This is a genomic window from Kitasatospora sp. NPDC029367, from assembly GCF_055569135.1.
On sequence record NZ_JBVHYH010000080.1, the window covers coordinates 12746 to 33555 of the forward strand.

Below are 20810 nucleotides of genomic sequence, written 5' to 3' on the forward strand. Positions count from 1 at the left end.
ACGGCGCGACCCCGGCGGACCTCTCGGTCGCCTTCACCAGCAGCGCCGCCGCCGAGGCGGGCACCGGCGACCGGCGACACCACGGCGGCGGCGGGCACCCCTTCACGTTCGCTTGAAGAACTCCACCTCCGCCAGTGCCACGGTGCGGCCCGGGCCGGTGCCCGCCGCCTCGCGGACGGTCAGCTTCACCCGGACGACGTCGCTGATGCCCGTCGCCACGGTCTGCGGGCCCGGCTGGTCGTTGAGGGTGACCTGCTTGCGGTGCACCTCGCCGTCCGAGGCGGTCACCTCCAGGGCGAGCACCAGCGGGCGGGCCTGCTGCCGGAACTGCTCCGGGTCCGCGGAGGCGCCGGTGTGGACGATCAGGTCCACCAGCCGGAACGGGGTGCGGAAGGTGAAGTCGACGGAGTCGCCGATCGCGGGCGCGCCCCAGTAGGTGTTGGAGAGGCCGTCGTCGGCCGCGCTCGCGGGGTGCCCCTCGACCGCGGCCGACGCCGTGGTCAGCGAGGGCGAGACCGGCGCGGTGCTGCCCAGCTTGTCCAGCACGTCCTGGTAGGCGTTCTTGCCGAGCGGGTAGAGCAGGACCCCCGCCACCACCAGCGCGAGCAGCACGATCAGCGCGATGGTGCGGCGCAGCGCGTTGCCCGAGCCGCCGATCCGCACCCGGCGCCGGAACGGCCACCGGGTGCGCCACCAGGGCAGCTCCGGGGCGGCCGCGGTGACGGTCAGCGGGGCCGCGCAGCGGCGGCAGAACCGGCGCTCGGGCAGGTTGGGGGTGCCGCAGCGGGGGCAGGGCGGGCCGTCCTGGGCCTCCTCGACGGCGGAGGCCCGGACGACGGGACGCGGCGCGACGGGCTTGGCGGGCTGCACGGCGACCGGGTCGCTCTGCGGTGCGGCGGGTGTCACGGCGGGCGGTGCCGCAGGCGGTACGGCGGGTGGTTGCGGCTTCGGGTCCGGCTCCGGTGCGGGAGCCGGTACGGGCCGCGCCCGGGTGGAGGTCGAGCGCGAGGTCTCGACGGCCGCCGGGGACGACGGCTCCTCGACGGGCGGCTCCTCGACGGGCGGTGCCGGTGCAGCGGGCTCCGGGGCAACAGGCTCTGCGGCAGCGGGCTCCGGGGCGGCCGGTTGGGCGCGCCGGCTCCGGCTGGTGACCCGTCGGGAGACGTTCCGCCAGGTACGCGAGGTGTCGGGGGCGGTCGGCTCGGGCGCAGCAGACTCAGGCGCAGCAGGCGCAGCAGGCGCAGCAGGCGCAGCAGGCGCAGCGGACTCGGGCTCGGACGCCGCCGGCGCCGAGGCCTGCGCCGAGGCCTGCGCCTGCGCCGGAGCGGGCCCAGGCCCGGCGACCGGAGCGGCCCCGGCCCCCGCGGCGGGCGCCCGGCGCGACCACCCCAGGTAGGCGCCGCAGTTGCCGCAGAAGTCGTCGCCCTCCGCGTTGGCCGTGCCGCATTCGGGACACACCGGCATCCGTCAGCCCTCCGCTCGCCCGGGTGGACCGGGCAGGATCTCGACCCGGCAGGTCAGGTGGACCGGGCAGCCGGCCCGGACGACGGCCAGCACCTGGTCCTCGTCCAGCCCCGCGCCGCCCAGCGGCCAGACCCGGACCAGCACCCCGCCGCCGCCCGGTGCGGGAGGCAGCTCGCCGTCCGGGTCGGTGGACCAGACGGCGCCGCCGCCGTCCGTGATCTCGGCTCCGGCGCCCAGCACCAGCCGCAGCCGCTCGGTGAGTCCGCGCCGGGTGCCGCGCCAGCGGTGCAGTTCCACGGCGCGCCCGACCACCGCCCGGCGCACCTCCTCCGGCCAGGCCGGGTCGACCTCGACCGCGACCCAGGAGGCCAGCCAGTCGAGGAAGTCGGCGGGCGCGAGTTCGGGCCGGAAGTAGGCGGACAGGTTGTCCAGGGTGGCGAAGACCGGGGCGAGGACGGTGTCCAGGCCGGCCGTGAAGCGCTGGGCGAAGTCGTCGTCGGCGAAGAGCGCGGGCAGCAGTTCGCCGATCGGGTGCGGGCTGGGCAGCCCGGGGACGGCGGCTCTGGTCATGAGGTGCCGTCCTCGGCGACCGCGGTGACCACGACCTGGTGCTGGTGGGAGAAGACCAGGGCGTCCGGCGGGACGTCGACCCGCTCGGCGGGCGCGCCCCGGCGGCCGGTGATCGGGTCGGCCGGGAAGAGCCGCAGCTCCTCGACGCCCGCGACGGCGGCCACCCGCTGGAGCACGGCGAACACCTCCCCGTACTGCACCGCCCGGCCGAACGGCCAGCCGGTGCCGGCGGCGCCGCCGCGCAGCGGGTTGAGGTGACGGTAGAGCGCGTCCAGCACCGCCTCGCGGACCCGGTCGGGGTCCGCGGCGCGGGTGGTGAGCCGGGCGACCACGGTGACGCCCTGGTAGGCGGGCGGCTGGACGAGGACCCGGGTGCCGATCAGCCGCCGTTCGTCCAGCGCGGCCGCCACCTCGGCCAGCACCTGCTCGTCCGGGATGAGCTGCTCGAACCGCAGCCGCTCGCCCTCGTCGGCGACGGCGTCCGGCACCACCAGCACCCGGACCGCCCCGGCCTCCCCGCCGGTGGCGGGCACGCAGCTGACCCGGGCGGCGGAGGGCGCGGCCTGGCGGGCGATCAGCTCGAAGTCCCCTGCGGTGACGGCGCGTTCCTGCAGCCGCAGCTGGTGCGGGGCGCGCGCCTTGGCGTTCTCCACCGTCTCGCCGTCGACCCCGCCCCGGGCCGCCTCCCGGTTGTCCACCCGGGCGACGTACGGGACGGAGCTGCGCAGCACCGTGACGGTGCCCCGGGCGACGTTGCCCGCGATCCCGCCGCCGGTGCGGTACTGCGGGACGCGCAGTTGGGCGCCCTTGGGCGGCACCGCGCCGAAGGCGCGCAGGCTGCCGTCGGGCTCCCGGACGGCGGGCGGGAAGAGGAACTCGCCGTTGGTGGCGTCCAGTACCACGTGCCGGTCGGTCGGCGCGGAGTCGCCGAAGTGCTCGACGACTGTCCAGCGCTGCCAGCCGTCGCCGGCCGAGACCTCGACCACCGGCGCTCCGCCGTCCAGCAGTACCGGCGGGCGGGCGAGCCGGAAGCGCTGGCCCGCGACGCCCTCCGAGGTGCCCAGCGGCGCGTCGGTGACGGTCCGGGCGTGCACGGCGGTGGCGGTGCCGCCGACGGTGAACACCTCGGCCCGGCGCACGGTCGGGGACTCGGAGTAGAACGGCTGGCCGGGCCGGGGCTCGGTGACCCGGCAGCGCAGCCAGCCGGCCCGCCGGCCGGCCACCACCGAGGCGGTGTGCCCGGCGGGCACGAACACCACCACCTCGCCGGGCCGGTTGAGGCCGCCGGTGGTGTCGCTGCCGGTCTCGCAGGCGATCCAGCGGGCGCCGTCCCACACCTCCCAGACCAGCGGGGGCTGGCGCGGGTCGACGCCGACGCCCTCCACCCGGCTGTCCAGCCGGACGGCCAGGATGCAGCGCGGCACCACGGCGGGCAGGGCGAACAGCATGGCGTCCCCGGCCGCCGGGCGGGGCTGGAAGCACCGCACGTCCACGCCGTCCGCCAGTCGTCCGGTGACGTCGGCCTGCTCGCCCGCGGCGGTGACGGTGACCAGCCGCTCCAGTGCGCTGGGGACGACCGGGAGGTCCTCGGCGGTGGCGAAGACCACCGCCTCGTCGGTCTCGGTGCGCAGCGTGGACACCTCGGTGCCGGCGCGCAGCAGGACCGTCTCGGGCTGCGGGGCGGAGAGCCAGAAGTCGACCTCGGCGCGGGCCGCGGCGGGCGGGAAGAGCCGGATGCCCAGCAGGTCCAGGAAGGCGGTGTAGTTCTTCTCGGGCACCCGGTTCAGCCGGTAGAGCAGCTGGTCGACCAGGTAGGCGAAGGTCTCGATCAGGGTGACGCCCGGGTCGGAGACGTTGTGGTCGGTCCACTCCGGCGCGCGCTGCTGCACGTACCGCTTGGCCTCGTCGACGAGTTGCTGGAACCGGCGGTCGTCCAGGTTCGGGGAGGGCAGGGCCATCAGCGGGCACCTCCGTCGGCGGCGGCGGCCGGTTGCGGGTCGAGGGCTTCCGCCCCCGGGGACTCCGGGATCGTGTAGAAGGGGAAGACCAGGTTGCGGCGGTCGTTGGTGGCGCGGACGGTGTAGTGGACGTCGATGTAGAGCGTGCCCTCGTCGACCCGGTCGAAGGCGATCACCACGTCGTCGACGGTGATCCGCGGCTCCCAGCGTTCCAGTGCGATCCGCACCTCGCGGGCGATCCGCCCGGCGGTGGTGCTGTCGCCCGGGGCGAAGACGTACTCGTGGATGCCGCAGCCGAACTCGGGGCGCATCGGCCGCTCGCCGGGGGCGGTGCCGAGGATCAGCCGGATCGCCTCGGCGAGTTCCCGGTCCCGTTCCACCATGCCGATCCCGCCGGTGGCGTTCACCCGCAGCGGGAAGGCCCAGCCGCGGCCGATGAAGTCGTTGCTCATGCGCCCGCCTCGCTGCGCCGGGCAGGGGCGTTCGCCCGTGCGCGCCTGTTGATGACCCGCTCGCCGCGCTCGCTCACAGTGCGCCGCCGATCAGCACGTTGAACGCCCCGGCGATGATGGTGGCACCGCAGGTGGTCTTGTCGCCCATCCGGGCCGCGGGCAGTCCGCCGATCAGCACCACTCCCCCGGTCAGCCCGCCGAGTTGGGGCTCGACCAGGTTGGCGGGGCCCAGCTCCACGTGCGGGACGCAGGCGTGCACGCTGCCGGCCACCGCGGCGGGGCGGCCGCCGATCAGCACCGTCGCGACCTTGACGGCACCCGGCGGCGGGGTGGTGAGGACGCCGCCGTGGTCGGTCGGGTCGCCGGTCCGGGCTGCGGGGGGCATGTGCGGTCTCCATTTCCGAGGGCGCCCTGCCGGGCACGATCCTGCTGCTTGTCCTGATGGTCCGTCAATTGATGTGCACGAACGCCCCCTTGAGGACGGCCTCGGCCCCGCCGTCCACGGTGACGGCGGTCGTGCCGCGCACGGTCACCGAACCGCCGCGCACGTTCACCTCGCCGGTGCCCGCGTCCAGGGTGATGCCGGAGGAGGTCAGGCGCACCGTGCTGCCCGCCCCGCCGACCCCGCCGTGCACCGTCAGCAGGATCTCCCCGCGCTGCTGGTCCAGCCGGACCTCCAGCTTCCCGTCGCCGCTGGCCAGCCGGACCCCGGAGCTACCGCCCGGCACGTCCAGCAGTTCCAGCCGGTGGCCCGAACGGGACACCACGGAACGGCGGTTGACCTTGCCGGCGGTCGCGTCGACCAGCGGCACGTCGTGCGGCGAGGGCCGGTCCACGCCGTTGTAGAGCCCGCCCAGCACGTACGGGCTGTCCAGGTCCCCCTGCTCGAAGCCCACCAGCACCTCGTCGTTGACCTCCGGGCTGACCACGCCGCCGCCCCCGTGGCCGCCCCACTGCACGGTGCGCACCCAGTCGGAGACGTAACTGTCGTCCAGCCAGGGGAACTTCAACCGGACCCAGCCCCGCTGCCCGGCGCCCGGCTCCCGGACGTCGGTGACCACGGCGACGGCCAGGCCCGGCATCCGCGGCCCGCGCGGCGGCGCGTTGCCGCCGCTCGTCAGCCCGGCCAGCGAACGGTCCGGTGAGGCGCTGACCACCACCGTGGTGCGGTAGCCGCGGAACGGCTCCAGCAGGTGCCGCACCCCGGTGGCGGTGTAGCGGCCGGAGAAGGCCGCGCCGACGTTGCCCAGCGCGACGGCGGTGCCGGCCCGCAGCCGCGGATTGCCCTCGGCCACCACCTCCAGCTCGCCGAAGCCCCCGGCCACCGAGGCGGCCAGCGAACGGGCCACGGCGGCGGTCTCCGCCTGGGTGCGGTACGGGGTGTCGGCGACGGTCAGCCTGGCCTGGCCGGGGAAGGCCGAGGCCACCACCGAGGGGCTCAGCCCCGGCAGTACGGTCGTCGAGGCCACCGACGGCTCGGTGGCGACCAGGGCGCTCTTGGTGGTGACGTTCCAGCCGCGCGCCTCGACGGTGTCCGCCCCGGCCGCGCCGGTCAGCACCCCGCGCAGCTCCAGCAGGTTGCGCCCGTACTCCAGCACCAGCGGGTTCTGCGGCGCGGGCGTGCTCGGCGCCGGGGCCGAGGAGGCGGGCTGCGGCCGGACGAACTCCAGCTTGCCGTCGTCGTCCACCCGCACCTGCGCGCCGCTCTCCTGCGCCAGGAACTGCAGGAACTCCCAGTCCGGGACGTTCGCCTGGGACAGCTGCTGGTGCACCACCGGGAAGGAGTCGACCCGCCCGCAGGCCAGGCCCGCGCCCGTGGCCACCTCGCGCACGATGTCGGCGGTGGTCATGTTCCGGAAGGCCTTCACCCGGCGCCCGCGCATCAGCCGATGGGTCACCGCCGCCGCCCGCAGCACCGTGTAGGAGCCCGTGGTGTCCACCTCCAGCTCCAGCGCCGTCACCTCCCCGGTGAACAGCCGCACCCGGGTGTTGCCCTGCACCGTCACCACGGAGACCCGCAGCTCGGTGCCGATGGTGATCCCGGTCGCGGAGAGGAAGGTGTGGTCGGCGTCCCGGAAGCTCAGCACCGCCGTGTCCGGCAGGCCCACGCTCTCCTCGATGTCGCAGGACACCAGCTGCGCCGCCCACACCGGCGGCAGCGGCCCCGGCGCCTCGACGACGGGATCCGCGGCGAACGGCCGGCCGCCCCGGGCCTCGGGCGTGGTCATGCCGCACCGCCCCGGGTCAGCTCGTCGATGCCCGGCACGATCAGCTCCGCGCCCGGGACCAGCACCAGCGGGTCGTCGATGCCGTTCGCCTCCGCGATGGTCCGCCAGGCCGTCGCGTCCCCGTACGCCCGCCAGGCCAGCAGCGGCAGGCTGTCGCCCGCGATCACCCGGTGGGTGCTGCGGGCCTCCGGGGAGCCGGAGGTCGGGTTCTGCCCGGCCGGGTCGACGCTCGCCTCGTCGATGGAGAGCGAGCAGACCGCGCGCAGCGGGTTGCCGTCCACGTCGAAGAGCGTGTACGTGACGGACAGGCCGGTCAGTACCCCGTTGAACGAGGTCGTCTTCAAGGTGCCCCAGTCCAGCCGGATCCACGGGCTGGCCGGGGTCTTGCGCGCCAGGCTCGTCGGGGTCGGCACACAGGCCGTCATCAGCTGCTCCACCGCCCGCTCCACCGAGTTGTCGTGGGTCGCGGTCGAGTCCAGGAACACGTCCAGGGAGAGCGAGCGCGGGCCGCTGCCGACGAACTCCGGCAGGGCCGACTGGCCCGCCATCCGGGACGGCGTGCGCCGCCACTCGGTGGACTTGCGCAGCACCAGGGTCGCCGGGTTGAACTGGAGCGGGAGCCGCGCGATCGCACCGCCGGGCTGGGCGCCGACGGTGGCCGGCGGCTCCATGATGGTCAGTTGCGCCCGGGTGACACTCGCGGGGACCGCCGAGGACATCCTGCTGCTCCTTGGGTGCTTGGGGGGAGAGGGAGGGGTGAGAGGCGCGCTCAGGACGGGCGGAGGCCCGCGTGGGCGATCTCCAGGGACTCCATGGCCGGCTGGGAGCTCGACGGGTCGAAGGACGGCCCCTCCCAACGCACCGGGACGATCCCGAGCACCTGCCAGCCGACGATCCGGCTCAGGTCCGGCCGCAGCGCCACGATCTCGCCGTCCTTCGGCTCGACCTTCCGCACGATCTCGTTCAGCCACCGCGCGATCTTGGCGGTGTCCGCGGTGACCGCGCGGCTCAGCGTGATGTTCGTCCAGGTGATCCGGCCCGGCAGCTGCCAGGCGAAACCGTTGTTGCCGCCCTCCGCGTACTGCTCGATCTCGACCTGCGCGCCGAGCCCCGAACAGGTGGTGAACTCGCCGAGGTCGTTCCCGCCGATCGTCAGGCTGAAGAACACACTGCTCGCGAAGATGTTGTCGGTCATCGGCCCCGCCTCCTGCTGTTCCTGCTGTGCTGCTCACGGTCAACGTCGATCCGGTCCCCCGGCGGCCGTCCGGCGCCGGCCCGCGCTCAGCGGCGCAGGTCGTACGGCTTCCCGGCCCGCTCCCGGCCCCTGCGCAGTTCGGTGCGCAGCAGGCGGCCGACCGGTTCGACCAGGCGCCGGGCCAGTTCGTCCAGGTCGGCGGGCCCGGTGTGCTCGGGCCTGTCGGGGCCCTCGGCCGCCGCCCCGCCCTTCTCGGCGCCGCCGGGCGGCCGTTGCCCACCGGACTGCGCGCCGTGCGGCGGCGCCGCCTGCACGGTGGTCGGCCGACGCGCCGGGACGGCGGTCAACGGCACCCCCACCAGCCCCGCCTGCTCGGCCACCCGCTGCAACACCTGCGCCGTACCGGGTGCGGAGTGGTGAGCGGCGGGCGGCGAGGACGGTACGGATGGGGTGCTCCCGGCCCCGAGGGGCCGCGCGGCCATGGGCGCTGCCCCAGGTGTCGCGGGCACCCCGGGGGCCACGGACCGGGACACGACCGGCGACGACAGCACGGCGAGCGGCTGAGCCTGGGCCTGCGGCAGCGGGCCGGGCGCACCCGGCAGCCGCTGGAGCGAAGGGACCACCGGCAGCGCGGGCGCCACGGACTGTGCAGGCGCCACGGGCTGCGCGGGCCGTACGGGCTGCGCGGCGCGGGCCGGCGCGGCCGTCCCTTGCGGTGACAACTCGGCTGCCACCGAAGGCCACTGAGCCCGCTGGACGACCGGTGAGGGCGCACCGAACAGCGGTGCGGCCGCCCGTGGGAGCGCCTGGATGCCCGGCGGCGCGAGGCGGACCACGGGCACGGGCACCGGCGCGGGCACCGGCGCGGCCGACCGCCCGCCGGACCGAGCCCCGGGGCGCGGGTGGCCGGAGGACGACTGGGCGGCGGCAAGACGTTGAACGGCTGCAGGGCTGTGGCCGCCACCTCCCTGCGGCCGTTGCGCCACGGGCACCGTGCCGCGCGGCTGTTCGGAGCGGACGGGCGAGGGGCCGTCGGCGGCAGCTGACGTCGGCGCGGCGTCGCCGGGCGCCGAACTCCCTTGTACGGAAGGACGATCGACTGCATCCCGGCCAGCCCGGGCTTCCGGTGAACGCCGAACGCGCAGTCGCTGCACGGCCGTTGCCACCGCGTGCCCGACTCCCCCGCCGGACGGACGACCGGCGGCCACGACGCCCCCTAGCGCCGGTGGCAGCGGCTGCCCGGCGTTGCCGGTCCGGCCGCCCCCGGGCTTCGTCCCGCGCCGGGGAGCAGCAGCCGCCGCTCGGCCCCCGCGCGGCGCCGGAGCCGACCTCGGCTGCGGCGCGGCCGTCGAACCCTGCTCCGAGTCCGGCTCCGAGTCCGTACGGCGCGCAATGGCGTTGGGCCAGGCCACCGGAACCACCGGCGGGGCGGCGGGCACCGCAGCGGACCCCGGCCGGGCACCGACGCCGCCCGCGAAGGGCGCCGACGCTGCCGCCAGGGCGACCGCCATCGGACGCTCCCCGATCAACCCGCGCCTCGGGGCGGTGGATTCGACGGCCCGCTGCACGCCCAGACCGCCCCCGGCCGGACGAGCCGGAACCACCGGGCCGCCGCCGACACGTCCGGCCGCACTCGGCACCCCGGCAGGGCCGGGCGCGGCTGCGTGGATCTGGTGTGACGATGCCTCACTTGTGCTTGCCTGAACTGGTGTTGCTGAGTGCGGGCCAGTCACGTGGTGCTCGACCGCACGCTGCACGGGTGCACCCCCACCGGCGGTCGGTGCGTTCGGCCCACCGCTTCCCGGCAGGGCGACCGAGCCCCGCCGGACCCGCCGCCGCCCACCGGCCGACGGAGCGCCACGGCCGACGGCTGCCGCCGTCGGCGGTATCGCATCGAGGGGCGCACCCAGACCCGAGCGCGGGCGCGCCGGGGCCTGGGGCGGGGTTGACGTCGGGGTCGGCGCTTGGGCCGGGGTCGGCGCTTGGGCTGGGGGCGAGGCCTGGGCCCGAGCCGAGGTCGAGGCCTGGGGCGTGATCGGGGCCGGCCGCGACAGTGCCCGGGACGCTCGTTCAGCGGCCGGCGAGGACGGCGCACGCTGGACGGACGCGCCGCCGACGGGCCCAGCCCCGAACCCACGCGCTGCCCGCTCGCTACTCCCGGACTCCCCGCCACCCGTGGCCCCGGGCTCGGCGCGGACCACCGGCATAGCAGCCGGGGCAGCCTGCACGGACTCGGCCGCCCGGGGGCCGGTGGCGGCCAGCGGCGCCGCACTCGCGGGCAGCGCCGTCAAGGGCGCGCCGAGCACCGGACGGGCCGGTGCCGCACCACGCGTCGCCACAGCCCGCTGCACTGCCGCGTCGGCGGCGCCACTCGGGCCCGACGGCGCCGTTCGGGCCGCCGACCCGGTGCGCTCGGGCGCCCGCTCAGCACGGACCGTCTCCTCCGCCACAGCCACCGGCTGCGACACCTCCGCACCCCGGCTCGACACCTCGCCGACGACCTCCGGCGTAGCCCCGCTCCGCACCGGAACGGCCGCCACCGGCCGCACGGGCAACAACCCGGGGCGCCGCGCCACGGTCAGCGGCGCGCTGACGGCCCGCGGTCGCACCGCACGCTGAACGGCCGGACCTGCCACGCCATTCCGACGCGGCGCCCCGGCGACCGCCTCCGGCTGCCGCACCGTGCGACCCGCCGGACCAGCGGGTGCCTCCACAACTCCGGCCTCGACAGCATCAGTTGCCGCACCCGCCGCCGGAACGGCACTGCGGGACGGACCGGGCACCGCAGCCCCAGCCCCGGCCTGCCGATCGGCGCCGCCCGTACGCACCCCACGGGACCCGGTCGACCGCACGGGCAACTGCCGTGGCCGGAGCGCCCGTTGGACGGGCCCGGTCCGCTGTCGTGCCACCTGTCCCGCCGGTTCCAACGGTCCTGCGGGCTCCTCCTCCCCCGCACCCAGCCTCGGCCGCAGGACGAGCTCGTCCCCGCCGCCGACGGTCACGGACGGGGTGCCCGGCACCGCGACCGCCCGCAGGATGCCCGCCGGAGCGGAGGGCAGCACGGAGTGGCCGAGCGGTCCGCTCAGCGAAGGGTCCTGCCAGGCGGCGAGCCGGGAGCGGAACGCCAGACCGTCGCTGACCCCGCGCGGCGACGCCCCGGCCAGGGTCGAGACCAGCGGCGCCACGGCGCGCCAGCCCCCGTCCCCGGCCGCCGGGCGCGACCGCACGACCCCGGCAGCCCCGGAACCCGAGCCCGAGCCCGACGGCGAGCCCGAACCCGCGTCAGAGCCCGAGCCCGGCCCCGACGCCGAGCCCGACCGCGCGCCCGACCCCGGAGCAACCCCGGCGCCGGACCCGCCACGCCGCCGCCCGATCCAGTCCCGCAGCCCCACCCCCCTCACCCACCCTCACTGATGCGGGAGTTGAGCCGCGCGACCTCGCGCACCCACTGCCCGCGCTCGTGGTGGGTCAGGTCGAGGAGGTCCTCCCGCGACCAGTGGAGGTGGTAGGCGATGTACGCGATCTCCTCGTACAGCCGAGCAGGCGCGTACGTCACGATTCCCCCAGGCGCCCACCGGCGAGGTCGACCTCGAAGGCGCCGTCGCAGTGCGGGCAGGTCACGGCGGCGCGCGTGTGGCCTTCGCTGTTGATCCGCTGGTAGAGGTCCTGGAGGAAGGCCACGTCGGTGGCGTACATCCGCTCGACGATGCCCGTGTGCACCTCGGTGAGGTCGCCCAGCCGGGTGATCACGTGGCTGAGCAGCACCACGCTGAGGTAGGCCGGGTTCTCCTTGACCCGCAGGTCGATCTGCGGCATCAGTTCGTCGCGCGCGGTCGCCAGGCGCATGGCGCCGTGGCGGTGCACGGTGCCCTCGTCGTCGACGTAGCCGAGCGGCAGCTCGAACTCGAACTCGGTGTGCGGGGACTGCCGCCGGGTCGGGCCGGCCGGCCCCGCCTGCCCCGGAGCCGCCTGCTGCGGCGCGGGGTTCTGCGGGGCCGGGGCGCCTTCCAGCAGCTCCTCAAGGCCGATCTTGCGCCTCACTCGACCCGGATCTCCTCGAACACGATGGTCACCGTCTCGGTCGCGGCGCTGGACTCGCCCGCGCTGAGCGTGGGGCCCTCCCAGCGGCTCGCCCAGGCGTTGGTGAGCTGGATGCGGCGCAGGGTGGCCCCGGTGGTGTCCTTGACCTCGATGGTGAGGTTCTGCCGGGCGGTGTTGATCGCCCCGTTGTTGAGGGTCTCCTTGATCCAGTCCGTGAACGCGCCGCTCTTGTCCAGGCCTCGGGTGATGGTCACCTCGCCGGGCAGTCGGGCGCCGGGCTGCTTGCGGACGATCAGCTTGCCCTCTTGGGTCACCTGCTTGTACTCGACGACGTCCTGTTCGACCGTCAGGTTGCTGATCTCCTTGACGGACTCGACGTTGTAGCCGCCGAGTTGGACGCCGAATATGTGTGTGGAGAGCGGATCGCCTTCAGCCATGGCGTGTGGTCACCTTCCGATGAATATCGACAGTGGGGCCGACGGGTGGGTCTGCGGCGGGGCCGCGACTCACTCGTCGAGGAGGCTGGTGCTGTCGGAGAACTGGGCCAGCCGGAACACCACGAACTCGGCCGGCTTCACCGGGGAGACGCCGATCTCGCAGATCACCTGTCCGAGGTCGATGGACTCGGGCGGGTTGTTGTCACGGTCGCACTTGACGTAGAAGGCCTCGGCCGCGGTCTGGCCGAACAGCGCCCCGCGCCGCCACTCCTCGGTGAGGAAGGCGGTGATGTTCCGCCGGATGCTGGACCACAGCCGGTCGTCGTTGGGTTCGAAGACCACCCACTGGGTCCCCAGGAGGATGGACTCCTCCAGGTAGTTGAACAGCCGGCGCACGTTGAGGTAGCGCCAGGCCGGGTCGGAGGAGAGGGTGCGGGCGCCCCAGATCCGGATGCCGCGGCCGGGGAACGCCCGGACGCAGTTGACGCCGATCGGGTTCAGCAGGTCCTGTTCGCCCTTGCTGAGCCGCAGTTCGAGGTCGACGGCGCCGCGGATGACCTCGTTGGCGGGCGCCTTGTGGACCCCGCGTTCGGCGTCGCTGCGCGCCCACACCCCGGCGGCGTGGCCGCTCGGCGGAACCAGCACGTTGCGCCCGGTGGCCGGGTCGAACACCTTGATCCACGGGTAGTAGAGGGCGGCGTAGCGGGAGTCGTAGCCGGCCTCGTCCTGGCGCCAGCTGCGCATCCGCTGGGCGTTGAGGCCGGGCGGCGGGTCCAGCACGGCGATCCGGTCGCCCATCTGCTCGCAGTGCGAGATCACCGCGAGCTGGACGGTGCGCAGGCCCTCGTCGTCAAGGTCGCCGCGCTGGTAGGCGCTCATCAGGTCCGGCACCGCGACCATGGTGATCTCGTCGATCGCCTCCAGGCCGGAGAAGCCGGTGCGGGCGGCCGCGTCGCCGACGTACTCGGCCGGGTCCAGCCGGGTGCCGGCGGCCACCACCGGGCCGGTCGCGGGGGCCGGGGCGGCGGCGAGCGCGTGGGTGCGGCGCTCGGGGCGGCTCGGCGCGGTGCCGGGCTGCTCGGCGACGGCGACCAGCTTGGACTCGCGCAGCTGGGTGACGAGGTAGCCCTTGGTGTTCTTCCGGGTGGAGACGTCGTAGCTCTCGGCCACCTCAGCGCCCCGGCGGACGATCAGCCGGAACCGGTCGTCGGGGACGTTCTCGCCCTCGGCGTCGGCGACCTCGACGGACACCTCGCCGCCCGCACCGGGCAGGGCCGACACCAGGAAGCCGCCGATCTCCACCGGCGGGGCCGCCGCGACGGCCGGGGCGGGGGCGCCGCCGGTGGCCTGCCGCGCCGGGTCGCCGATCCGCACGACGTAGGCGGAGCCGCCACCGTTGGCGAAGAACCCGTACACCGCGTGCGCCAGGTAGGTGCCCTCGGTGAACGCCCCGAACCGCTGGACGTACTGGTCCCAGTTGGTCACCAGCGTGGGCTCGTGGAAGGGGCCGCTGCCGGCGAAGCCGACGAAGGCGGCGACGGCCGTGCCGACGCCCTCGATCGGCCGGGCACCGGACTGCACCTCCTCCACGTACACGCCCGGGGTCAGGTACGACGGCATACGCGCTCCTCCAGATGACCGGTCGTTACGTCTCACTCGCCCCCGAGTCTGCGGCCGGGGCGGTGTCCGGGGACATGTCCCCGCGGTCAAGATCGGGGGCAGGATCGCTGCCCCGGCGGGCACGGCCGGGTGCGCCCGACGGCCCCGAGCCGCTCCGGGGCGGGGCGCTGCCGCTCCGGTCATGTGCGCCCGGCAGCCCCCGACGGGCCCGGGGCGGGGCGCAGCCGCTCCAGCCACGGCCCGAACTCGCTCTCCAGCACCAGCCGGCCGAGCTTGCGGTACTCCCCGACCACGGCGGCGACCAGCTGGGCCATGCCCAGCGGGGTGCCCGCCCCGGCGGCCAGGTAGGCCGCGGAGACGGCGCAGGCCCGGATCGAGCCGCCGGTGAGCTCGAAGTGCTCGGCGCAGTAGTCCAGGTCGAGGTCGTCGCCGCGGGGCAGGGCCGGGCCGAGGCAGCGGTCCCAGAGCAGCCGGCGCTGCGCCCGGTCGGGCAGCGGGAACTCGGCGATGACGTCCAGCCGCCGGGTGAACGCCTCGTCGAGGTTGGCGCGCAGGTTGGTGGTGAGCAGCGCGATCCCGTCGAAGGACTCCATCCGCTGCAGCAGGTACGCGGTCTCCAGGTTGGCGTGCCGGTCGTGGGCGTCCTTGACCTGGGCGCGCTTGCCGAACAGCGCGTCCGCCTCGTCGAACAGCAGGACGCCGTTGACCTGGGCGGCCTCGGTGAAGATCCGTTCCAGGTTCTTCTCGGTCTCGCCGATGTACTTGTCCACCACGGTGGAGAGGTCCACCACGTACAGCTCCATGCCGAGTTCGGCGGCGACCACCTCGGCCGACATGGTCTTCCCGGTGCCGGACTCCCCGGCGAACAGGGCGATCACGCCGTTGCCGCGGCCGCCGCCGGGGCGCATCCGCCACCAGCCGAGCACCTGGTCGCGGTGCCGGGCGCGCAGCACCAGTTCGCGCAGCCGGTCGGCGGTGGGGTCGGGCAGCACCAGGTCGGGCCAGCCGACGGCGGGCTCGATCCGGCGGGCCAGCCGGGCCAGGCCGGCGGCGTTCTGCGCCCGGACGGCGGCCCGCAGGTCCTCGGCGCGCACCGGGCGCCGCTCGGCGGCGGCCGTCCGGGCGGCCACCGAGGCGGCCCGCGCCAGCTTCTCCCGGTCGACCCGGTAGGCGGCCACCGCCTCGGCCAGGCCGTCCGTCAGCTCCTCGTCCAGCGGCGTGCCGGCGGCGGCCAGTGCGCGGGCCCACTGCCCGGCGCGGCCGTCGGCGTCCGGCGGCGGGGCGGTGACCACCACGGGGCTCTCCCGCGACCAGGCCGGGTCCCACACCAGGGGGCCGTGCACGATCAGCGGGACGGCGGCGAGTTCCGCGCACAGCTCGCGCAACAGCGCGGCCCGCTCGGGGCGTTCGGGCTCCAGCCGGTCCAGCGGGCCGAGCACCACCCCGCCCCCGGCCAGCCGGGCCTCGCGGGCGAGCACCCGTACGGTGGCCCCCGACGGGCGGGCGGCCAGCGCGGCGGCGTCGACGACCAGCGGCGGGCGACCGTCGGCGGCGAGCGCGGCCACCGCGAGCGGGCCGGCGTGGCCGCCCCGGTCCAGCAGGTAGACGGCTCCGGCGCCCGCCGCCGTCGCGGCCGCGCGCAGCCGGTCGACGGCCTGCGCCTCGGCGGGGGTGAACGCCCCGGCCGTGCCCATCGGTTCGGGACGGGCGGCCGGGTCGGCGCGGTGGGCCAGTCCGGCGAGGGCGTCGTCCGGTTCGTCCTCGCCGAGCAGGTGGGCCGTCACCCGGTCCGGGACCCGCAGGGTGCGGGACAGCAGCGGGCGGTCCGGTTCGGTGAGTTCCAGCAGGCCGCCGGCGATCAGCGGGGCCCGCACGGCGAAGCGGAAGCGGGCGGCCCCGGCCCCGGGCAGCCCGCACAGTTCGAGGGCCAGCCCGACGGTCGCCCGACGGCGGGTCAGGTCGTCGTTGAGGTAGCCGTAGAGCTGCTCGAAGCGGGGGTCGAGGTCGGGGGCGAGGGCGACCAGCAGCAGGTCGAGGTCGACCGGGAGCAGCCCGAAGGCGGCGCCGAGCCGGGCCAGCCGGGAGCCGGGCGGCGGGGCGGGCGCGTCCTGGCCGGCCGGTGTGCCGTGGCCGGTGGTCACGGCGGCGGAGGCCAGGATCCGCTCGACCGCCTCCGGGCCGAGGTACTGGCCGCGGTACGGGTCGTCCGGGTCCGGGTCGTCGGCCCGGCGCTCGCGCACCGCGGCGCGGACGCGCTGCTCGACCCGGTGCAGGCGGTCCCACAGGTGGTCGGTGTCGTGCTCGTGGTCGCGGTCGGTGTCGTGGTCGGGCGGGACGCCGGGCACCGCCAGGGCGAGGTCCGGGCTCACCTGATTCCGCCCCCGCTGCTTCCGCCCCTGCCGCTCCCACCTCTGCTGCTCCCACCCCTGCTGCGGCGGCCGGGTGGCAGGGCGCGGTCGCGGGGGGCGGCGAAGCCGTCCGGTCCGGGGTCGGTGGCGGCGCCCCGGTAGCGCAGCCGCCGGCCGGGGCCGTCAACGGGCGGCCGGGCGTCCCCAGCAGTGTCCGTGCCGGTGTCCCCGCTGGTGTCCCTGGCGTGCACCACCAGCCCCTCGGTGACGGGCGGTCCGGCGGGGGTGAGCGCCCCGGCGAGCGGGGCGAGCACCCGCAGGTCGATCGAGGGCCGCAGCTCCCCGCCGAGCGCGGACCAGACGTCGGAGACCGACGGCAGACCGGTGTCGCGCCCGGCGATGTCCAGGCCGACGGTGAGTCCGAGCCGGGCGAGCGTCCCGGTGAGCAGCCGGGCGGGCAGCGCGTCGACGGCGGTCAGGCACTGCAACACCTCGGCCAGCAGCCGGTGTTCGTCCTGCGGGCGGTTGGTCCAGACGGTGACCAGGTAGGCCAGTTCGAACCAACGCGGCGCGGCGCGGTGGCCGATCACCAGGCCGTCGGCGTCGTGTTCGGCGACGGCGCCAGCCTGTCGGCGCCCGGTGTCCTCGCGGACGTCGTACAGGAAGACGCTGACCGTCGGCGCGGTGCGCCGGGCCGCCAGGTCCCGGGTGGGCGCGTCGAGGACGACCTCGACGCCGCGCTCCGGCAGTCCGGCCTCGGCGAGCAGCAGCCGCAGCGCCTCGTCGACCTCGTGGATCACCGCTGCCCCACCTCCCCTGCTGCTCCGGCCCGGCCGCCGGCCGACCACTGCTCCAGCACCGCACCCGACCACCCGGCTGCACCGGAAGTCGACCGGGCCGACTTCCGGTGCAGCCGCGATGTCTCGTCGCTCACCCGGGTCACCGCCGGTCCACCTCCCCCGGCGGGCCGATGGTGCCCTCGACCACCAGGAAGGGCGTGGTGACCGGGGAGAAGCCGGGGCCGTCGGCGGTGATGGTGCGCGGGCCGGTCTCGTCCTTGGACAGGATGAGCAGCTGGCCCGCGAAGGTCCCGTCCGCCTTGGGGTAGGTGGGCGCGGCGGCGGCCGTGATGCCGGGGTTCCAGGTGAAGCGGACGGGGGCGCCGGGCGGGAAGTCCACGCCGCGCACGGAGGTCACGAAGCCGGGCTTGCCGATCGGCGGCACCGCGACGATCCGCGGCTGGACGACCCGCAGCGGGGTGCTGGCCCGGTGCGGGCCGGGCGTGGCGTCGGTGCCGGTGGTGGTCAGTTCGGCGGTGACGGTGGTGTCCAGCACCGCGACGGGCGAGAGCACCACCCGGACCACCTGGCTGCGCCCCGGGCGCAGGTCGGCCAGCGCGCAGCTGCCGGCCCGGCAGCCGGGCGGCAGTGCCTCGGTGGGCACGCCGGGGGGCAGGCCTAGGGTGAGCCGCAGGCCGGTGGCGAGGGCCTGGCCGGTGTTGCGCACGGTGTAGCTGACGGTCACGTGGCCGCCGACGTAGCCGGGGTTCGGCTGGGCGTCGACCGCGACGGCGGGGCCGGCCTGCGGCGGTGCGGGGGACGGCGGCGGTGCGGGGGTCGGCGTGCTGCTCGGGGTGGTCGGCGCGGGTGTCGGAGTCGGGGTCGAGCTGGGGGTCGGGGTCGGGCTGGGGATCGGACTGGCCGAGGCGGTGGGGGTCGGGGTGGGCGTGGGAGTGGGCGCGCTCAGCACCGGCAGGACCGTCTCGGCGGAGTCGTTCTCCGGGTCCGGGTCGACGACCGCCCCGGTGACGCTCCACCCGAACGGCTGGTCACCGGTGCGGGTACCGATCAGGGTGGCGGTCACCCGCACCTCGGCGCCCGGTGCCAGGGTGCCGAGTTCGCAGCGCAGCGCGGCCGCGTCGCACGTCCCGACGGGCGTGGTCAGCCTGCCGAGCCGGGCGCCGCCGGGCACCGAGGCGGTCAGTACGGTGCCGGGCGAGGGCGCGGGGCCGTGGTTGGTGACGGTGACGGTGACGTCGGTGCCGCCGTCGACCTGCACGGCGGGGGTGCGCGGCGGCGCGCTCAGCGCCAGGTGGACGGACTGCTGGACGGCCGGCTCCTTCTGCCGTCCGGGCAGCCGCCAGTCGAGCGGGCTGAGCTTGCCGCTGGCGAGGTCGTAGGTGCCGAGCCCCTCCGGGGAGTTGGGCGGCAGCGCCCGGCGCGAGGTGAGCACCAGCTGGGCGCCGTTCGGCGTCCAGGCGACGTCCCGCGGCTGGTACGGGCCGGTGGCGATGGTGTCGGGCAGCGGCCGGGTGCAGGCGCCCTTGTCGTCACGCAGCCCGGCGGGCAGCAGCACCGCGCAGTCGGTGCCGGTGGGCGAGGTGACCAGGAGGCCGTCCTGCCGGTTGTTGCCGCCGTCACCGGCCTTGCGGTTGAAGGCGAGGCGTCGGCCGTCGGGCGAGAACACCGGGCTGTCGTCGATCACGTTGCAGCTGCCGGGGCAGGCCGCCCGGCTGAGGTCGCGCTGCCGGGTGAGGTCGTCGGCGGCGACGGTCCAGATGTGCAGGTTGCCGGCGTTGCCGTTGACGACGGCGGTCCGGGAGAAGGCGATCAGCTTGCCGTCGGGGGACCAGAACGGCTCGCCGTCGGAGGCGCCCGGCTGGTCGGCGGGCGGCTGGACGGTGCCGACGATCGCGCCGGTGGCCACCTGGGCGATCAGCAGCCGGCCGGGGCGGGCCGGGGTCTGGCCGGCGGCCGGGGTGCTGCGGCTGAACACGATGAGCCGACCGTCCGGGGACAGCGAGGGGTCGGTGTCCCGGTCGGTGGGCCCGCGGCCGGCGAGGTTCAGCGGGTGTGGGTTCGAGCCGTCGGCGTCGGCCTGCCAGATCCGCTGGATCCGCCCGGCCGGGGAGTCCTCGTAGCGGGTGACCACGAGCTGGCGGCCGTCGGGCGTGTAGCTCTGCCGCTCGAACCAGGGGTCGTAGCCGGGGCGGGGGTGGAAGAGCGGGTCGGCGCCGGGGTCGGGGTTGGTGTTGGTGTCGGCGGCCGGGTCCTCGGTGAGCACGCTGATACCGAGGTCGCGCGGGTCGGTGCCGTCCTGGCGGACGTCCTGGACGTCGGCGGTGTTGGCGGTGGCGGCGCTGGTCTGCTCGACCACCGGGCCGCCCTCGGCCTGGGTGCCGAGCCAGGTCGGGGTCGAGATCAACCGGTTGGTGCGGTAGAGGAGTTGGGGGTCGGTGCAGTCGCAGGTCGGCGCCCGGTAGAGGTTCACCACGGGCGGCTGGTTCGGGTCGGGCTGCGGGGCCGGGGGCGGGGAGGTGAGCTGGTCGGCGCTGAGGAAGAGGACGCCGGTGCCGTCGGCCAGCCAGGAGGCGGAGCCGGTGCGCCAGGTGGAGCCGGTGCCGGGGAAGAACGCCTTGTCACCGCCGGTGGGCGAGGTGAGCATCAGGGTGCGGCCCTGGTCGCCGCCCTTGTCCCAGGTGTAGACGATCTGGTTGCGGTGGGCGTCGTCGTTCACCGGGTTCCAGGTCGGGTCGACGGCGTCCCCGACGGCCACGTTGGTGATCTTGACGGGCGCGCCGCCGGTGAACGGCCGCAGGTAGATCTGGCGGTGCGCCGGGTCGCCGGTGCAGGAGTACGCGACCCACTGACCGTCGGGCGAGACGGTCGGGTGGGTCTCGTCGGCGGCGCCGTCGGTGATCCGGCGCAGCCCGGTGCCGTCCCGGTTGACCGCCCACAGCACGTGCTGGGTGCCGCCGGCGGCGGTGGGCTCCAGCGCCTCGAAGACGACGCCCTTGCCGTCCGGGGCGAGCGCGGGGTGGGCGGTGTCCATGCCGTTGGTGAGCCGGCGCACCGCGCCGTTCGCCTCGCGCAGGTAGACCTGGGGCAGCGGGCTGTCCCGCAGGCTGGTGAAGACCAGTTCGCCGCCGCGGGCGGAGGGGTCCTGGTCGAAGTGGACCGGACCGGGCCCGAACAGCGGGGTGCTGGAGGCGCCGCCGGTCACCCGGCCGAGGCCGCGGTGGTTGGTGCCGGCGTAGACGATCCGTGCGGCGGCCGGGTCCTCGGCGGTGACGGCCGGGGCCGCCCGGCCGCTCGGCGTCACGGGGGCGGAGCCCAGGGTCAGCACGGCGGTCGCCAGCGCGAGCAGCACCGCGACGGCGGCCCGGGCCGGCCGCCGGACGGGGCGGGGGGTGGCGGTGGCGCCGATCACGCTCGACCTCACAGGGTGGCAGGGGCGGTCTCCCCCGCAGTCTCACCGGCTCGGGGGGGGGGGGGGGGGGGGGGGGGGGGAGGGGGGGGGGGGGGGGGGGGGGGGGGGGGAGGGGAGGGGGGGGGGGGGGGGGGGGTGGGGGGGGGGCCCCCCCCCCCCCCCCCCCCCCCCCCCCCCCCCCGCCCCCCCACCCCCCCCCCCCCCCCCCCGAGCCGGGGGTAACGGCCGGTGTCCGCAAAGGGCAGGACGCCGCGGCGCGGGCGCTGGGGACGTCCGTCCGTGCCTGCG

The 20810-nt window shown here is 76.2% G+C and carries 17 protein-coding genes and 1 pseudogene; 1 reads left to right on the plus strand and 17 read right to left on the minus strand.

Going from position 1 to position 20810, the window contains the following annotated elements; all coding sequences use genetic code 11:
• Window positions 1–102: 102 nt before the first annotated feature.
• The 10 genes and pseudogenes from ACZ4W5_RS31725 to ACZ4W5_RS31770 all read right to left on the minus strand — a co-directional run bounded on the left by ACZ4W5_RS31725 (window position 103) and on the right by ACZ4W5_RS31770 (window position 8247).
• Window positions 103–906 (minus strand): NADase-type glycan-binding domain-containing protein, encoded by an 804-nt coding sequence (locus tag ACZ4W5_RS31725; RefSeq protein WP_465658456.1) that lies wholly within the window; start codon window positions 904–906, stop codon window positions 103–105.
• A gap of 489 nt (window positions 907–1395) precedes the next feature.
• Window positions 1396–1464 (minus strand): annotated as a pseudogene (locus ACZ4W5_RS31730) (zinc-ribbon domain-containing protein); the annotation flags it as partial.
• A 3-nt stretch (window positions 1465–1467) separates the two neighbouring features.
• Window positions 1468–2034: a phage tail protein gene (locus ACZ4W5_RS31735; protein WP_360244204.1), complete on the minus strand. Its 567-nt coding sequence runs from the start codon at window positions 2032–2034 to the stop codon at window positions 1468–1470.
• Entirely contained in the window at window positions 2031–3992 is a 1962-nt protein-coding gene (locus tag ACZ4W5_RS31740; RefSeq protein ID WP_465658431.1) for a putative baseplate assembly protein, read from the minus strand. Before ACZ4W5_RS31740 ends, ACZ4W5_RS31735 begins: the two co-directional genes overlap by 4 nt.
• Window positions 3992–4444, minus strand: coding sequence for a GPW/gp25 family protein (locus ACZ4W5_RS31745; RefSeq protein ID WP_465658433.1), 453 nt, complete (start codon window positions 4442–4444; stop codon window positions 3992–3994). Before ACZ4W5_RS31745 ends, ACZ4W5_RS31740 begins: the two co-directional genes overlap by 1 nt.
• Before the next feature lie 73 nt (window positions 4445–4517).
• Window positions 4518–4829 (minus strand): PAAR domain-containing protein, encoded by a 312-nt coding sequence (locus ACZ4W5_RS31750; protein WP_360244213.1) that lies wholly within the window; start codon window positions 4827–4829, stop codon window positions 4518–4520.
• 64 nt (window positions 4830–4893) lie between these two features.
• The gene (locus tag ACZ4W5_RS31755; protein WP_465658435.1) at window positions 4894–6672 is read right to left on the minus strand and encodes a VgrG-related protein; all 1779 of its coding nucleotides are present in this window, start codon (window positions 6670–6672) and stop codon (window positions 4894–4896) included.
• Window positions 6669–7391 carry a CIS tube protein gene (locus tag ACZ4W5_RS31760; protein ID WP_360244219.1) on the minus strand — a complete coding sequence of 241 codons (723 nt, stop codon included), beginning with the start codon at window positions 7389–7391 and terminating at the stop codon, window positions 6669–6671. Before ACZ4W5_RS31760 ends, ACZ4W5_RS31755 begins: the two co-directional genes overlap by 4 nt.
• Before the next feature lie 50 nt (window positions 7392–7441).
• A complete protein-coding gene (locus tag ACZ4W5_RS31765; protein ID WP_360244222.1) occupies window positions 7442–7867 on the minus strand; it encodes a phage tail protein in 426 nt (141 codons plus the stop codon).
• An 86-nt stretch (window positions 7868–7953) separates the two neighbouring features.
• Complete coding sequence (locus ACZ4W5_RS31770) at window positions 7954–8247, minus strand: hypothetical protein (protein WP_465658437.1); 294 nt, start codon at window positions 8245–8247, stop codon at window positions 7954–7956.
• Between the two features lie 1870 nt (window positions 8248–10117).
• On the opposite strand from ACZ4W5_RS31770, the gene ACZ4W5_RS31775 reads away from it, so the two are divergent.
• Window positions 10118–10486: a hypothetical protein gene (locus ACZ4W5_RS31775; RefSeq protein ID WP_465658439.1), complete on the plus strand. Its 369-nt coding sequence runs from the start codon at window positions 10118–10120 to the stop codon at window positions 10484–10486.
• Window positions 10487–11264: 778 nt separating this feature from the next.
• Here ACZ4W5_RS31775 and ACZ4W5_RS31780 read toward each other — a convergent pair.
• The 7 genes from ACZ4W5_RS31780 to ACZ4W5_RS31810 form a co-directional block, all read right to left on the minus strand.
• Entirely contained in the window at window positions 11265–11423 is a 159-nt protein-coding gene (locus ACZ4W5_RS31780; RefSeq protein WP_360244231.1) for a DUF6760 family protein, read from the minus strand.
• Window positions 11420–11908 (minus strand): hypothetical protein, encoded by a 489-nt coding sequence (locus ACZ4W5_RS31785; protein WP_465658441.1) that lies wholly within the window; start codon window positions 11906–11908, stop codon window positions 11420–11422. The genes ACZ4W5_RS31780 and ACZ4W5_RS31785 overlap by 4 nt, the downstream gene beginning before the upstream one ends.
• Window positions 11905–12345, minus strand: coding sequence for a phage tail protein (locus ACZ4W5_RS31790; protein ID WP_350509413.1), 441 nt, complete (start codon window positions 12343–12345; stop codon window positions 11905–11907). The genes ACZ4W5_RS31785 and ACZ4W5_RS31790 overlap by 4 nt, the downstream gene beginning before the upstream one ends.
• 69 nt (window positions 12346–12414) lie before the next feature.
• Entirely contained in the window at window positions 12415–13965 is a 1551-nt protein-coding gene (locus ACZ4W5_RS31795) for a phage tail sheath family protein (RefSeq protein WP_465658443.1), read from the minus strand.
• 179 nt (window positions 13966–14144) lie between these two features.
• Window positions 14145–16310: an ATP-binding protein gene (locus tag ACZ4W5_RS31800; RefSeq protein WP_465658458.1), complete on the minus strand. Its 2166-nt coding sequence runs from the start codon at window positions 16308–16310 to the stop codon at window positions 14145–14147.
• Between the two features lie 20 nt (window positions 16311–16330).
• Complete coding sequence (locus tag ACZ4W5_RS31805; RefSeq protein WP_465658445.1) at window positions 16331–17113, minus strand: Pvc16 family protein; 783 nt, start codon at window positions 17111–17113, stop codon at window positions 16331–16333.
• A 139-nt stretch (window positions 17114–17252) separates the two neighbouring features.
• Window positions 17253–20522: a hypothetical protein gene (locus ACZ4W5_RS31810; protein WP_465658447.1), complete on the minus strand. Its 3270-nt coding sequence runs from the start codon at window positions 20520–20522 to the stop codon at window positions 17253–17255.
• Window positions 20523–20810 lie beyond the last annotated feature (288 nt).